The organism is Streptomyces sp. NPDC043878, assembly GCF_056435735.1.
In genome coordinates this window covers 206,199-220,915 of record NZ_JBWKDW010000016.1, presented here as the reverse complement: position 1 = coordinate 220,915, position 14,717 = coordinate 206,199, and the positions used below count along the sequence as shown (strand labels likewise).

9 protein-coding genes are annotated in these 14,717 nt (G+C 72.9%); 1 reads left to right on the top strand and 8 read right to left on the bottom strand.

All coding sequences use genetic code 11. From position 1 onward, the window contains the following. Together AC07AZ_RS23185 and AC07AZ_RS23180 are read right to left on the bottom strand one after the other, a co-directional pair. The coding region (locus AC07AZ_RS23185) for a maltotransferase domain-containing protein (protein WP_478850654.1) at positions 1-1,334 on the bottom strand (1,334 nt) is incomplete at its 3' end. 217 nt (positions 1,335-1,551) lie between these two features. Next, the gene (locus tag AC07AZ_RS23180; protein WP_478850652.1) at positions 1,552-2,754 is read right to left on the bottom strand and encodes a S8 family peptidase; all 1,203 of its coding nucleotides are present in this window, start codon (positions 2,752-2,754) and stop codon (positions 1,552-1,554) included. Between the two features lie 381 nt (positions 2,755-3,135). Here AC07AZ_RS23180 and AC07AZ_RS23175 point away from each other — a divergent pair, with 381 nt between their 5' ends. After that, positions 3,136-5,754, top strand: coding sequence for a glycosyltransferase family 1 protein (locus tag AC07AZ_RS23175; RefSeq protein ID WP_478850650.1), 2,619 nt, complete (start codon positions 3,136-3,138; stop codon positions 5,752-5,754). A 169-nt stretch (positions 5,755-5,923) separates the two neighbouring features. Here AC07AZ_RS23175 and AC07AZ_RS23170 read toward each other — a convergent pair whose 3' ends face one another. From AC07AZ_RS23170 to AC07AZ_RS23145, 6 genes are all read right to left on the bottom strand, one after another. After that, positions 5,924-6,433, bottom strand: coding sequence for a DUF1990 family protein (locus tag AC07AZ_RS23170; protein ID WP_478850648.1), 510 nt, complete (start codon positions 6,431-6,433; stop codon positions 5,924-5,926). Positions 6,434-6,504: 71 nt separating this feature from the next. Then, positions 6,505-8,172, bottom strand: coding sequence for a M4 family metallopeptidase (locus AC07AZ_RS23165; protein WP_478850646.1), 1,668 nt, complete (start codon positions 8,170-8,172; stop codon positions 6,505-6,507). A 306-nt stretch (positions 8,173-8,478) separates the two neighbouring features. Further along, positions 8,479-10,542, bottom strand: coding sequence for a M4 family metallopeptidase (locus AC07AZ_RS23160; protein ID WP_478850644.1), 2,064 nt, complete (start codon positions 10,540-10,542; stop codon positions 8,479-8,481). Positions 10,543-10,984: 442 nt separating this feature from the next. Continuing rightward, the gene (locus tag AC07AZ_RS23155; RefSeq protein WP_478850642.1) at positions 10,985-12,751 is read right to left on the bottom strand and encodes an ABC transporter ATP-binding protein; all 1,767 of its coding nucleotides are present in this window, start codon (positions 12,749-12,751) and stop codon (positions 10,985-10,987) included. Then, a complete protein-coding gene (locus AC07AZ_RS23150; RefSeq protein ID WP_478850640.1) occupies positions 12,748-12,924 on the bottom strand; it encodes a hypothetical protein in 177 nt (58 codons plus the stop codon). The genes AC07AZ_RS23155 and AC07AZ_RS23150 overlap by 4 nt, the downstream gene beginning before the upstream one ends. Before the next feature lie 68 nt (positions 12,925-12,992). Continuing rightward, complete coding sequence (locus AC07AZ_RS23145; RefSeq protein WP_478850638.1) at positions 12,993-14,705, bottom strand: ABC transporter ATP-binding protein; 1,713 nt, start codon at positions 14,703-14,705, stop codon at positions 12,993-12,995. Positions 14,706-14,717 lie beyond the last annotated feature (12 nt).

The window sequence follows — 14,717 nt, the reverse complement described above, 5'->3', positions numbered from 1 at the left end:
AGGAAGATGACGTCCGGGTCGGCGCCGTTGATCTCGGCGATGACCCGCTCCCAGAACACCACCGGCTTGGTGTGCGGGTTGTCGACCCGGAAGATCCGCACCCCGTGGTCCATCCAGTACCGCAGCACCCGCACGCTCTCCGCGACCAGCCCGTCCAGGTCGGCGTCGAAGGCGATGGGGTAGATGTCCTGGTACTTCTTCGGCGGGTTCTCCGCGTAGGCGATCGTGCCGTCGGCCCGGTGGTGGAACCACTCCGGGTGCTTGTGCACCCACGGATGGTCGGGCGAGCACTGCAGCGCGAAGTCCAGGGCGATCTCAAGCCCCAGCCCGCGGGCCCGCCCCACGAACCAGTCGAAGTCCTCGATGGTGCCCAGCCGCGGGTGGACGGCATCGTGGCCGCCCTCCGGCGAGCCGATCGCCCACGGCACCCCGACATCCTCCGCCGACGCCGACAGAGTGTTGTTGCGGCCCTTGCGGAACGTGGTGCCGATCGGGTGGATCGGCGGCAGGTACACGACGTCGAAACCCATCCCCGCGATCGCCGGCAGCCTGCGCGCCGCGGTACGGAACGTGCCGTGCGGCTGCTCCGCGGTGCCCTCCGAGCGCGGGAAGAACTCGTACCAGGCGCCGTACAGCGCCCGCTCCCGCTCCACCAGCAACTCCCGCGGCGCCGACGCACTGACGTGCTCACGCAGCGGATGGCGGGCCAGTACCGCGTCCACCTCCGGCGTCAACGCCGCCGCCAGCCGGGAGGCGGTGGGACGGGCCTCGTCCCGCAGGGCGTCGACGGCGGTGAGGAGGACCGTCCGCCCGGCTCCCCCGGCGGGGACGCCGGAGGCCGCCCGCTCGTACAGCCGCGCGCCCTCCTCCAGGACCAGGTCCGTGTCCTGGCCCGCCGGGATCTTGATCTGCGCGTGGTGGCGCCAGGTGGTCACCGGGTCGCCCCAGGCCTCCACGTGGTAGGTCCAGCGGCCCGGACCGTCGACGGTGACGGTGGCACCCCAGCGGTCGGTGCCCGGGGCCAGTTCCCGCATGGGGGTCCAGGGGCCGGTCCGTCCCCTGGGGTCGGTCAGGACGACGTTGGCGGCGACGGCGTCGTGTCCCTCGCGGAACACGGTCGCCGAGACCTCGAACGTCTCGCCGGCCACGGCCTTGGCCGGCCGGTGGCCGTGCTGGACGACGGGGTGGACGTCCAGGACGGGAATGCGCCCGATGCCTGCGGTGTCGCCCGCGGAGGGTTTCTCCGGGGCCGGCGGTCCGGCGTCGACCGGGCGTACGGGGGGTTCTTCGGTGCTCGGTGTCGTGGGTGGTGACGAGTGGTGCGTGGCGGGCATGACCGCTCCTGTCCGCGTCAACGTGGGTGGGCGGATGGCTGTGGGGAGGTGGGTCCTGCGAAGTGTTCCCTGTGGTGCGTCCGGGGGGACGCACCGGGGGGAGCCTTCCCACCCTATTCGGGTGAGCAATCCGGCACGTAACTAACTACTCACGTGTATGTGTACACCCGTGACCGGCCCCGTTCAGGACGAAGAGGCCGGTTCCCGCGCTCTGTCCCTACGAGCCCGGCACCTGGAGGAGTTTGTCCGGTGAACCGGGACCCCGGCCGGATATCCTCCCGGATTCGGCCTCTTCGGCGAGCGCTCTGGACACCTGTGCGGGGGTGGCCGTGGGATGGCCGGCCAGGTAGAGCGCGGCCGCGCCCGCCGCGTGCGGCGCCGCCATCGACGTACCGGAACAGGTGGCCCGGCCGGTGTCGCTCGCGGCGGACGCCGAGGTGATCGACACGCCCGGGGCGAACAGGTCGAGCGCGGAGCCCTGGTTGGAGAAGGGGGCTTTGGCGTCCCTCCGGTCGGTGGCGCCGACGGTGAGCGCCTCCCGCACGTCCGCGGGCGAGTGGAGCGCGGCGGCGGTCCCGTCGTTGCCCGCCGCCACCGTGTAGGTCACACCGGACGCGATGGAGGCGCGTACGGCGGCGTCCAGCTGCGCGTTGTGCGGACCGCCCAGGCTGAGGTTGGCGACCGCCGGCTTGCGGGCGTGCGCGGTGACCCAGTCGACACCCGCGATGACCTGCGCGGTCGTGCCCACGCCCGCGTCGTCCAGGACGCGTACGGCGACCACCTTCGCCTTCTTGGCGACGCCGTAGCGGGTGCCGGCGACGGTACCGGCGACATGCGTGCCGTGGCCGTTGCCGTCCCCGGCCGTCCTGTCTCCGTCGACGAAGTCCCAGCCGTAGGCCGCCCGGCCGCCGAAGTCCCGGTGCGTGGTCCGGATGCCGGTGTCGATCACGTACACCGTCACCCCGGCGCCCGCCGGTCCCGGCGGCCCGTAGCTCCGGTCCAGCGGCAGGCGCGGCTGGTCGATGCGGTCCAGCCCCCATGACGGCGGGTTGCGCTGCGTGCGGTCGAGGGCGACGCGGGTGTCCTGGGCGACCGAGGCGACCCGGGGGTCCGCCGCGAGCCGACGCGCCTGCCGGGCGCTCGCCCGCACCGCGTAGCCGTTGAGCGCACTGTCGTAGGTATGGCTGATTATCGCCCCGTACTCTTCGGCAACGCGCTTTCCGGCCGCCGACCGGGCCTGCGTTCCCCCCTCCAGTGTCACCAGGTAACTTCCGCCGACGGAACCGGGCTGTCCGGCGCCGGATATCCGCCCCTCCGGCGCGGCGTGCGCGGGCAGGGTGATGGCCGAAAGCGCCGCGGCACAGGCCAGCGCGATCAGGCCCCCCGCCCGGCGCAGACGCCGTGTTCGCGTCCGTGCCATGGTGTGTCTTCCCCTCCTCGGCTCGGCGTACGACGGCCGCGGGCCGCCGAGTCCCCCCGGCCCGGCCGGTACACCACCGGAAGCCTCTCGTGCGGGTGTGAAGCGCCACAAGACGGCCTGAGGGGAAGGAACCGGCCAAATCGGCTCACGGAACTCTCAGGGCGCCGCCCGGCGCCGCTCCCCGCCGCGCGGGCCCCGCCCGTCGCCGCGGACGTCCGCCGGCCGCTCGATCGGAAGCGTCGGGCGATGCGCCGTAGTCTTGATCGGAGGCCGTCGGGCGATGCGCCGTAGTTGCGAAGCCCTCCGCACCTATACCGTCGAGCTTGACGACGAGACGCACAGTGCCGTGCGTCCTCTTCCGCACGTCTGGAGAGGTGGCAAGTGAAGGCGATCCGTCGATTCACCGTCCGACCCGTGCTCCCCGAAGCCCTCCGGCCACTCAGCGACCTGGCCCGCAATCTGCGCTGGTCCTGGCACGCGGAGACCCGCGACCTCTTCCAGTCCGTGGACCCGGAACGCTGGGCCGCCTCCGAGGCCGATCCGGTACGGCTGCTGGGCAGCGTGCCGACCCGGCGGCTCGCCGAGCTGGCCGAGGACCGCCGCTTCCTGCGCCGTCTGCACGCCGTCGTGGACGATCTCAACGACTACGTCAGCGGCGACCGCTGGTACCAGTCCCAGACCGCCGGGCTCCCCGCCGCGATCGCCTACTTCTCGCCCGAGTTCGGTGTCACCGCCGCCCTGCCCCAGTACTCCGGCGGCCTCGGCATCCTCGCCGGCGACCATCTGAAGGCGGCCAGCGACCTCGGCGTACCGCTGATCGGCGTCGGGCTGCTGTACCGGCACGGCTACTTCCGCCAGACCCTGTCCCGGGAGGGCTGGCAGCAGGAGCACTATCCCGTCCTCGACCCCAACGAACTGCCCGTCGCCCTGCTCAAGGAGGCCGACGGCAGCCCGGCCCAGGTCTCCCTGGCGCTGCCCGGGGGCCGGCAGCTGCGCGCCCGGATCTGGCTGGCCCAGGTCGGCCGGGTCCCGCTGCTGATGCTGGACTCCGACGTCGAGGAGAACGACCTCGGCGAGCGCGGCGTGACCGACCGGCTCTACGGCGGCGGCAGCGAGCACCGGCTGCTCCAGGAGATGCTCCTCGGCATAGGAGGAGTACGGGCGGTGCGCACGTACTGCCGGCTGACCGGCCACCCCGCGCCCGAGGTCTTCCACACCAACGAGGGACACGCCGGATTCCTCGGCCTGGAGCGCATCGCCGAGCTCTGCGACCAGGGCCTCGACTTCGACTCCGGACTGGAGGCGGTACGCGCCGGCACCGTCTTCACCACCCACACCCCCGTGCCGGCCGGCATCGACCGCTTCGACCGCGAGCTCGTCGCCCGCCACTTCGGCACCGACGCGGAACTCCCGCGCATGGACGTCGGCCGCATCCTGAACCTGGGCATGGAGACCTACCCGGGCGGCGAGGCCAACCTCTTCAACATGGCTGTGATGGGCCTCAGGCTGGCCCAGCGCGCCAACGGGGTGTCCCTGCTGCACGGCCAGGTCAGCCGGGAGATGTTCGCGGGGCTCTGGCCGGGCTTCGACGCCGAGGAGGTGCCGATCACCTCCGTCACCAACGGGGTGCACGCGCCGACCTGGGTCGCGCCGGAGGTCCTGCGGCTCGGCGCCCGGCAGATCGGCGCCCAGCGCACCGAGGACGCCATGACCGTCGGCGGCTCGGAGCGCTGGGACGCGGTCGCGGACATCCCCGACCAGGACGTCTGGGAGCTGCGGCGCAACCTGCGCGAGCAGCTGGTCACCGAGGTGCGGGAGCGGCTGCGGGCCTCCTGGCGCCAGCGCGGCGCCGGCACGGCCGAGCTGGGCTGGGTCGACGGCGTACTCGACCCCGACGTCCTCACCATCGGCTTCGCGCGCCGCGTCCCGTCGTACAAGCGGCTGACGCTGATGCTGCGCGACCGCGACCGGCTGATGGACCTGCTGCTGCACCCCGAGCGGCCGGTCCAGATCGTCGTGGCGGGCAAGGCCCACCCGGCCGACGACGGCGGCAAGCGGCTCGTGCAGGAACTGGTCCGGTTCGCCGACGACCCGCGGGTCCGCCACCGGATCGTCTTCCTCCCCGACTACGGCATGGCCATGGCGCAGAAGCTGTACCCGGGCTGCGACATCTGGCTCAACAACCCGCTGCGCCCGCTGGAGGCGTGCGGTACCTCCGGGATGAAGGCGGCCCTCAACGGCTGCCTCAACCTCTCCGTCATGGACGGCTGGTGGGACGAGTGGTTCCAGCCCGACTTCGGCTGGGCGATCCCCACCGCGGACGGCGCCGGCACCGACCCCGACCACCGCGACGACGTCGAGGCCGCCGCGCTCTACGACCTCCTCGAACAGCGGGTGACCCCCCGCTTCTACGAGCGCGGCCAGGGCGGTCTGCCCGACCGCTGGATCGAGATGGTCCGCCAGACCATCACCCTGCTCGGACCCAAGGTGCTGGCCGGCCGCATGGTCCGCGAGTACGTGGAGCGGCTGTACGTGCCGGCGGCCCTCGCCCACCGCTCGATGGACCCCGGCACGGCCGGCGAACTCGCCGTCTGGAAGGCCCGGGTGCGCGCGGCCTGGCCGTCGGTGACCGTCGACCACGTCGAGACGTCCGTCGCCACGACCACCGCGGAACTCGGCACCACGCTCGGCCTGCGGGTGCGGGTGGGGCTCGGCGACCTCGGTCCGGACGACGTCGAGGTCCAGGCGGTCTCGGGCCGCGTCGACCCCGAGGACCGGATCGCCGACGCGGCCACGGTCCCGCTCAAACCGGCGGGTGGCCTGGACGCGGAGGGCCGCTGGCTGTACGAGGGCCCGCTCTCCCTCGACCGCACGGGCCCCTACGGCTACACGGTCCGCATCCTCCCCGCCCACCGCCTCCTCGCCTCGGGCGCGGAACTGGGCCTGGTGGCGGTCCCGTCGGAGGAACCGGGGGAGGCCCCGGGGGTGTTGCTGCGGTGACGGCTCCGCCGGACGGCGGGGATGACCTCCGCCGTCCGGCGGTCGTGAGGTCACTGTCCGGCGGCCGCGAGCGCGCCGGTCGCGGGCGGGGCGGGGACGCGGGGGATGCGCTCGGTCGCCGGTCCACCGGCCGGTCGCCCGTCCGCCGGTCACCCCGGGCGGCCGGTGGTCAGGCGTCGTTCAGGTCGGCGCAGAGTCTGCGGAGGGCCGTGCCGCAGCGTCGGGCGTACGCCTGTTGCAGGCCCCGGGTCGCCGGGCCGCCTGCCCGGGCGTACCACTTCGCCGCGCGGCTGAACGCGGAGATCGTCAGCCATACCGTGCCGTCGCCCGTGCGGTCCACGACGAACGACTCCTCGCCGCTCTCGGGATGGCCGGAAAGCGTCCCGTAGGCCCAGCCCGCGCGGCGGTGTTCCTCGACCGTCCACACCACGCGGCACGGTGCCTTGATCATGCCGGCGAGGGTGACGGTGACGTCGACGTCCGGGGCGGCCCGGTCCGCGCTCGTGTCGACGCCCATCCCCAGCGCGCGGTGCATCTCCCAGGTGAGGACGGCCTCGGAGGCTCGGCGGAAGACCTCCTGGCCCTCGCCGATGCGGGTGCGCACGTGCAGGCGGTGGAAGCCGGGCGGGCAGAAGCCGGCCTCCCGGGTCGCGCCGACGTCGGCGTACGTGAAGGACATGGGACCCAAGGGTAGGGCGGCCCCCGGAGCAGCTGTCGCTCCGGGGGCCGCCCTTGCCAACTGGTCGGTGACTAGCTGACGTTGACCGCCGTCCAGGCGGCGGCGACCGCCTTGTACTCGGCGCTGGTGGACCCGTACAGGGCGGACGCCGCGCTCAGCGTGCCGGTGCGGGCCGACTTGTAGTTGGTCGTCGACGTGAAGTACGTCGTCAGCGCCTTGTACCAGATCTGCAGCGCCTTGGCGCGGCCGATGCCGGTGACCGCGGTGCCGCTGTAGGTCGGGGAGTTGTAGCTCACCCCGTTGATCGTCTTCGCGCCGCTGCCCTCGGACAGCAGGTAGAAGAAGTGGTTCGCGACGCCCGAGGAGTAGTGGACGTCCTTGTTGCCGACGCTGGAGGACCAGTAGTCCGACGAGCCGCCGTCCTTGCTGGGCTTGTCCATGTAGCGCAGCGGGGTGCCGTCGCCGTTGATGTTGATCTTCTCGCCGATGAGGTAGTCACCGACGTCGTTGGAGTTGGCCGCGTAGAACTCCACGCCGGTGCCGAAGATGTCGGAGGTGGCCTCGTTGAGGCCGCCGGACTCGCCGGAGTAGTTCAGGCCCGCGGTGTTGGAGGTGACACCGTGGCTCATCTCGTGGCCGGCCACGTCCAGCGAGGTCAGCGGGTGGGTGTTGCCGTCGCCGTCGCCGTACGTCATGCAGAAGCAGCTGTCGTCCCAGAACGCGTTGACGTACGCGCTGCCGTAGTGGACGCGGGAGTACGCGGCCACGCCGTTGTTCTTGATGCCGCTGCGGCCGAAGGTGTTCTTGTAGAAGTCCCAGGTCACCTGGGCGCCGTAGGCGGCGTCGACGGCCGCGGTCTGGTCGGTGGTGGAGCTGGAGGCGGCGCCGGTGCCCCACGTGTCGTCCGCGTCGGTGAACAGGGTGCCCGCGGAGGAGCTCGTGGTGTGCGACTTGTTGTACGTCTTGTGGCCGCCGCGGGTGCCGTCGGTCAGCTGGTACGTCGAGCCCGACAGGGTCGTGTTGAGGCTGACCGAGCCCGAGTAGAGGCTCTTGCCGGTGCCGGTCTCGATGCCCTGGTACTCGTAGAGCTTCTTGCCGGTGGCGGCGTCGGTGATGACGTGCAGCTCGTTGGGGGTGCCGTCGTCCTGGAGGCCGCCGACGACCGTCTCGTAGGCCAGGGTCGGCTTGCCGTCGCCGGCCCAGATCACCTTGCGCGGGGCCGCGTCGGCGCTGGTCTTCGCGGAACCGGCGGCCTTCGCCGCGGTCAGCGCCTGCTTCTCCGCCTTGGCGGCGGTGACCTGCGGCTTGACCGAGGCGACCTTGACGCTGGCCTTGACCGCCTTGGTGACACCGCGGGTCGCGCCGGACGCCGACTGGTGGACGACAAGGTCGCCGCCGAGCACCGGGAGGCCCGCGTAGGTGCGCTCGTAGCGGGTGTGGACCGCGCCGTCGGCGTCCTTGACGACGTCCTTGACGACCAGCTTCTCCTTGGCGCCGAGGCCTATCTCCCGGGCCGTCTCGGCGGCGGCGGCCTGCTGCTTCCTGACGAGGGAGGTGCGCGCGGCCGCCGACAGCTGCACCGGGGCGCCGGCGAGCGTGGCGGTCTTGCCGGTGGACTCCGCGGGGGTCTGGGCGGCTGCGGTGCCGGAGGTCAGTCCGGTGGTGAGCAGGGCTCCGGCCGCGACGGCGGTGGCGATGGCCAGAGTGGTGCGCTTGTGACGCGCGTAGAGGGGGCTCACGCAAGCTCCTTTGTGGGGGAGTCCGGCAGGCGTGGGGTCGCCCGCCGGAGCGGTGTGAAGTTGCTGTGCAGCGGCTGGGGGAAGACTGACATTGAGGGCGCGTACATGTCATGACCCCGAAGTGATGTTGGCCGAAAATCGACTATCGGGTGAACATTGCGGGAATGTAAACGGGCTCGGCCCCGGTAAAGGCGACGTCAAGCGTCAACCCGGATGTCGGCATGGTCATGGCAAAGGAAAAGGCGCCGTCCCGGGGAGTCGAACCACCGGGACGGCGCTCTGTCGGGGCCCGTCGGGCCGTGCGGTCTACGGGAAGGTGAGCTTCCAGCTGTTGATGTGGCCGGTGTCCTGGGCCGCCTGGTCCTGGACCTTCAACTTCCATACACCGTTGGCTACTTCGGAGGACGCGTCGACCGTGTAGGTCTCGTTCACGTTGTCCGCCGAGTCGGAGGAGCTGAAGTTCTTCAGGCGGTACGTCGACCCGTCGGGGGCCACCAGATCGACGACGAGGTCACCACGCCAGGTGTGCACGATGTCCACCGCGACCGCCAGGTTCGACGGCGCGTTTCCCGTCCGCCCGGACACCGTGATCGAGGACGTCACGGCCGCCCCGTTGTCCGGAATCGATACGTCGGCGGTGTTCTCGAAGGAGGTGCCGCCACCTCCGCCGCCACCGGGGCGCGACCCGACGGCCACACCCGCCCACGCGTTCTGCACCGCCGTGTACTCGGCGCTCGTCGTGCCGTACAGCTCACCGGCCGCCGCGAGGGTGCCGGTGCGGGCGCCCGCGTAGTTGGTCGTGGACGTGAACTTCGTGGTCAGCGCCCGGAACCAGATCTTCTCCGCCTTCGCGCGGCCGATGCCGGTCACCGGCAGGCCGTCCGAGGTGGGCGAGTTGTACGTGACACCGTTGATCGTCTTGGTGCCGCTGCCCTCGCTGAGGAGGTAGAAGAAGTGGTTCGCCGGCCCCGACGAGTAGTGCACGTCGACCGAGCCGATACCGGAGTACCAGCTGTCCTTGGACGCGCCGTCCTTGCTGGGCTTGTCCATGTAGCGCAGCGGCGTGCCGTCGCCGTTGATGTCGATCTCCTCGCCGATGAGGTAGTCACCGACGTCGGAGGAGTTCGCCGCGTAGAACTCGACCGCCGTGCCGAAGATGTCGGAGGTGGCCTCGTTGAGGCCGCCGGACTCGCCGGAGTAGTTGAGGCCCGCGGTGTTGGAGGTGACGCCGTGCGTCATCTCGTGGCCGGCCACGTCGATGGCGGTCAGCGGGTGGGTGTTCCCGGAGCCGTCGCCGTAGGTCATGCAGAAGCAGCTGTCGTCCCAGAAGGCGTTGACGTAGTTGTTGCCGTAGTGGACCCGGGAGTAGGCGCCGACGCCGTCCCCGCGGATACCGCTGCGCCCCTGCACGTTCTTGTAGTAGTCCCAGGTCAGCGCGGCACCGTAGTGCGCGTCCGCGCCGGCCGTCTCCAGGTTGGAGGCGCTGCCGTTGCCCCACACGTCGTCGGGCCCGGAGAAGAGCGTGCCGGTTCCGGACGTGCCGTGGTTGAGGTTGTACGTCTTGTGGTTGCCGCGCGTGGTGTCGGTCAGGTTGTACGTCGACCCCGACTGCGCGGTGCCGAGCGTGACCGTGCCGCTGTACATGGTGTTGCCGGTGCCGGTCTCGATGCCCTGGTACTCGTAGAGCTTCTTGCCGGTGGCGGCGTCGGTGACGACGTGCAGCGCGTTGGGCGTGCCGTCGTCCTGGAGGCCGCCGACGACTGTCTCGTAGGCCAGGGTCGGCGTGCCGCTGCCGGCCCAGATCACCTTGCGCGGGGCGCGGTCGGCGGCCGGCGAGGTGGCGCCCGCCGACCGCGCGGCGGACAGGGCCTGCTTCTCCGCCTTGGCGGCGGGCAGCGCGGCCGAGGTGGTGGCCGGCCTGATCGCGGCCCGGGTGGCCTTGCGGACCGTTTCGGTGGCGCCCGACTTCGCGGTGTCGACGACCAGGTCGCCGCCGAGCACCGGGAGGCCGGCGTAGGTGCGCTCGTAGCGGGTGTGCAGGGTGCCGTCCGCGTCCTTGACGACGTCGCGGACGACGAGCTTCTCCTTGGCGCCGAGGCCGAGGTCCCTGGCGGTGTCCGCCTTGCCGGCGTCGGCCTTGCGTATCAGCGCGGCGCGCTGGGCGGGGGTGAGCCGGACCGACTCGGCGCCCGGCCGGGCCTTGCCCGCGGCCGACGGGGCCCGTTCCGGTGCCGCCGAGGCGGCGCCGGACTGGACGGCCGCCGCGATCAGGGCGGAGACGCCGACGAGCGCGACGGCCGCGGCGCGGCGGTGCGTGGTGTGCCGGCGGGGGGTGTGGGAGGTGCGTCTGTGGGAGGAACTGCTACTCAACACTGACTCCTTCTGCGTGGCCGCGGGTCTCGCGACCAGGGGAGACCGGTCGGCGGACAAGCCGTCCGGGCAGAACGGGGCGTTGCGCGGAACCAGGTGTGCGTGAGCTGCGGCCACCCGACGCAGCGGCGAAGCTGTGGGGTTGCTGTGAGGCGGCCGTGGGAAGAGTCGCAGGAGATTGCGCTTCCTGTCAGGAGCGCGTCAGGAGATTGGCCGGAAATCCTCCGTTGTCCGGTAGTTCATGTTCGATATGCGGAGCCGTGGGGGTGCGGGCGACCGCGAGGCGAGGGGCCGGAGGGCCTCGGCGGGTCAGCCGTCGGCGGCAGCGTGGCTGGTGGCCGGTGGCTGGTGGCCTACGGCGGTCGTCGGGCTGGTACCCGATAGCCGTTGGCCTACGGCGGATCGGCGGGTCGGCAGGCGGCGGATCGCGTGGCCGCGTGGGTCAGGCCGGGTCCCGCCGGTCCCCGTGCCAGGAGTGCCACAGCGCCGCGTACGCCCCGCCCGCAGCCACCAGTTCGTCGTGCGTGCCGAGTTCCGTCAGCATGCCGTCCTCCATCACCGCGACCCGGTCCGCGTCGTGCGCGGTGTGCAGCCGGTGCGCGATCGCGATGACCGTACGGCCTTCGAGTACGGCGGCCAGGGCGCGCTCGGTGTGACGCGCGGTCGTCGGATCGAGCAGGGCGGTGGCCTCGTCCAGGATCAGTGTGTGCGGGTCCGCCAGCACCACCCGGGCGAGGGCGAGTTGCTGGGCCTGCGGCCCGTCCGTGCGCCAACCGCCGTCCCCCAGGCGGGTGTCGAGGCCCTCGGGCAGCTCGCGAACCCAGTCGGAGGCTCCGACCGCGTCCAGGGCGGCCCACAACGCCTCGTCCGCGGCGGCCGGTTCGGCGATCAGCAGGTTGTCGCGGACGGAGCCGAGGAAGACGTGGTGCTCCTGGGTGACCAGTACGACCTGCCGGCGCAGCCGCTCCGGACCGAGGCCGACCACTGGCACCCCGCCCACCGTGACGGTGCCCGCGCTCGGCGCGTCGATGCCCGCCAGCAGCCGGCTCAGTGTGCTCTTCCCGGCACCGGACGGCCCCACCACCGCGAGCCGCTCCCCGGGCCGTACGGTCAGGTCCACGCCGTGCAGCACCTCGCCCCCGCGGTCGTAGGCGTACCGCACGCCCGTCACGTCGATCCGGTCGCCGGCCGGCGCCAGGGCGTCGTCCGCCGTGGCCCGCGGCGCCCGGGCCAGCCCCTCCACCCGGGCGAACGAGGCCCCGCTGCTCTGCAGGTCCTCGATCCGCATGAGGACCTGGTCGAGGGGTTCGCTGAGCTGCCGCAGGTACAGGGCCGCCGCCACGACCGACCCGAGGCTCATCACGCCCCGCGCGTGCAGCGCCCCGCCGATCAGCAGCACCCCCGCCACGGGGACCAGGTAGGACACCTCCACCACCGGGAAGAACACCGTGCGCAGGTACAGGGTGTGGAAGCGGGTGCGCCGGGACGTCTCCAGTGCGTCCCGGCTCGCGGCGACCCGCCGGTCCTCCAGCCGCAGCGCCTCGACGGTGCGGGCGCCGGCCGCGGTCGCCGCGAGGATCTCGGCGACGTCCGAGGTGGCCGCGCCCTCGGCGAGATAGCCGTCCCGCGCCCGGCGCAGATACCAGCGCAGGACGCACCAGATCGGCAGCAGACACAGCACCCCGACGGCGCCGAGCAGCGGGTCGAGCAGGAACACCACCCCGAGCAGGAACAGGAACTCCGCGCCGTTGATGAGCAGTTCGGGCCCGGCGTCCCGCAGGGTGGTGCCCACCGTCGCCACGTCGGCGGTCCCGCGCGCGGTCAGGTCGCCGGTGCCGGCCCGCTCCACGACCGAGGCGGGCAGCGCCAGCGTCCGCTCGACGAACTCCTCACGCACCCGCGCCAGCGTCCGCTCCCCGAACCGGTGCCCCACGTAGCGGGCGGACCGCGCCAGCAGCAACTGCGCGAGCGCGCACAGCAGGATCCACGGCGCGAGCCGGTCCACGGCCGCCACCCCGCCCCCGGCGCGCACGTCGTCGATGATCCGTCCGAGCAGCCAGGGCCCCGCCAGCCCGGCGGCCGCCGCCAGCGCGTTCAGCCCCACCACGGCGGCGAAGGCCCCCCGGTCCGCCCGCAGCAGTCGCCCGGCGGCCCGCCGGACGTCGGCCGGTTCGGCGACGGGGAGTTGGCCGGATGTCGGCTGACTCATCGCAAGGTCTCCTCGGTGGCGGTGGCGGTGGCGGTGGCGGTGGCGGTGGCATCGGCATTGGCATTGGCGTTGGCTGCGGTGGTGCCGGCACTGTCGGTCACGGTCGCGGTCGTGCTCGCGGTCACGGCCATCGCGTCGGCCGCGGCAGTGGCCGCGACCGTCGCCCGCTCCACGACCCTCGCCCGGTCCACAGGCGGCGGCCGCCCCGGTTCGTCCTGTGCCGACCGGTCCGGCGGCGGGGTCACCGCACGGCGTCCTCGGCCGCCGTGTCGCGGGCCACGAGTGCCCGGTAGCCCGGCTCGCGGTCCAGCAGTTCGCGGTGGCTGCCGGTCGCCGCGACCTTGCCGTCGACCAGGTAGTGCACGGTGTCGGCGCGGGCCAGGACCAGCGGCGAGGTGGAGGTGACCAGGGTCGTACGGCCCTCGCGGGCGGCCTGGAGCCGTTCGGCGACGCGGGCCTCGGTGTGGGCGTCGAGCGCCGAGGTCGGCTCGACGGCGAGCAGCACCTCCGGGTCGGCGAGCAGCGCCCGGACCAGCCGCACGCGTTGCCGCTGCCCGCCGGACAGGCTGCGGCCCTGCGCGTCGACCGCCGAGTCCAGGCCGTCGGGCAGGCCCTGCACGATGTCGTCGGCGACCGCCGTGTGCAGGGCCCGGGCCAGGTCGGCCGGTTCCCGGTCAAGCCGCCCGCCGACCAGTTCCCGAAGCGTGCCCGCGAAGAGGTCGGCCTCGTGGTCGGCGACCAGGATCCGGTCCCGCAGCTGCGGCAGCGCGATCTCGTCCAGCCGTATCCCGCCCCAGGTCGCCTCCGTCGGGACGTACCGGCCGAGCCGGTCGACCACGGCGGCGCAGTCGGCCGGGCGGCCGGCGGCCAGCACGGTCAGCCGCCCCGGCAGCACCCGCACCCCGGACTCCGGGTCGTGCAGCGCCGCGGGCTCCGCGGGCGCGTCGCGCGTACCGCCGTCCGGCATCGGCTCCAGCCGCAGGAACCGTACGACGCGCCGTGCGGCCACCAGACCGCGGCTGATCTGGTAGCCGCACTCGACCCAGAACGCGACCGGGCCCACCAGCACCGCGACATAGCCGTACACCGACACCAGTTGGCCCACGCTGATGTCCCCCCGGGCGGCCGTCCGGGCCGCCAGCCAGGTCACCACGGCGAGGAACAGCGTCGGCAGGCCCACCCCGAGGGCCTGGACCCAGCTGGCCACCGCCCCGACCCGGTAGCCCTGCGCCCGCAGCCGCTGCGAGTCCTGGTGGAAGGCGTCGGCGAACAGGCGCTTGCCGCCCAGGCCGTTGAGGACGCGCAGTCCGCCCGCGAGGTCGGCGATCCGCGCGGTCAGCACGCCCTGCCGCTCCCGGTACTCGGTCTCCGTGCCCTGCAACCGGGTGAGCAGTGGCCCCACCACCACGATGATCAGGGGCATGCCGAGCAGCACCACCGCGGCCAGCTCCGGCGAGAGCGCGACCAGCAGTCCGGCGACCGCCAGGTAGGCGACGACCGCGCCCACGCCGGGGCCGACGACGGTCAGGGCCTGGCTGATCGTCTGCACGTCGCCCACCCCGATCGTGACGACCTCACCGGCCCCCACCTGCCGGGGCAGCGCGGCGCCCAGCCGCAGGGCCTGGCCGACGACCACCTTGACCGTGCGGAAGTTGGCGTCCATCCGCACCCGGGTCATCGTGCGGTGCCGCATGATGCTCAGCCAGGCGTTGAACGCGCCCACCGCGAACAGCGCCCCGCACCAGCCGGCGAGCGCCATGGAGTCACCGGGCTCCAGCCCCTCGTCGATCGCCCGGGCCATCAGGTACGGCGTCGCCGCCAGCAGCACCATCCAGGTGCTGCCCAGCAGCGCCCCGGCGGCGGCGCGGCCGGGCTGCCGGCGCACCAGCCACCACAGATACCGGGCGCCGCCACGGCTGTCGGGCGTGCCGGGGTCCTCGTACGCGTCGATCAACAGGTCCCCCTA